Raw genomic sequence first — 510 nt, forward strand, 5'->3', positions numbered from 1 at the left:
GAATCCAATGCAGTTCATTTAAATTATAATTGTGTGGTGGCAAAAGTATATAATTATCAAATAATCCAAAAAATGAGGGCGTATTGATTTCATAAGTATATTTTAGTTTAATGTGCTTTTCTATATTTAGTTCTTTTAATAAATTATTATAAAGATTGTTTATTTCAAGATTTTCAATGTCATATGATAAGTCAATAACCAAACTCTTAAACTTTAAATATTTTATAAACCTATAAATTGCAAGTAAAATAACAATTGTTAGATATATTATTAATACTGTATTTGAATAATCAACTTCATTCAAAATAGGTTTGTATTGAAATTTAGAATCAGAAATAGTATAAGTAAAATAAGAGAATGGAAAAAGTAATCTAACTATTACAATTAGCCAAATATAATAATTAAAACCCTTATTGAAAATTCTGAATATAGTTGTCCTTAAAAGTAGCAGAAAACAAATAACTAGACTACTTGTGATACTGGTTCTTAAAATATCTGTTAGAATTAAAT

General features: G+C 22.0%; 1 protein-coding gene. It reads right to left on the reverse strand.

Annotated features, from left to right (window positions below):
• The coding region (locus tag K0039_RS20665) for a M56 family metallopeptidase (protein WP_322789404.1) at positions 1-505 on the reverse strand (505 nt) is incomplete at its 3' end.
• Between the last annotated feature and the right edge of the window lie 5 nt (positions 506-510).

The sequence above is a fragment of the Terrisporobacter mayombei genome (genome assembly GCF_020748465.1).
GTDB classification, from domain to species: Bacteria; Bacillota; Clostridia; order Peptostreptococcales; family Peptostreptococcaceae; genus Terrisporobacter; species Terrisporobacter mayombei.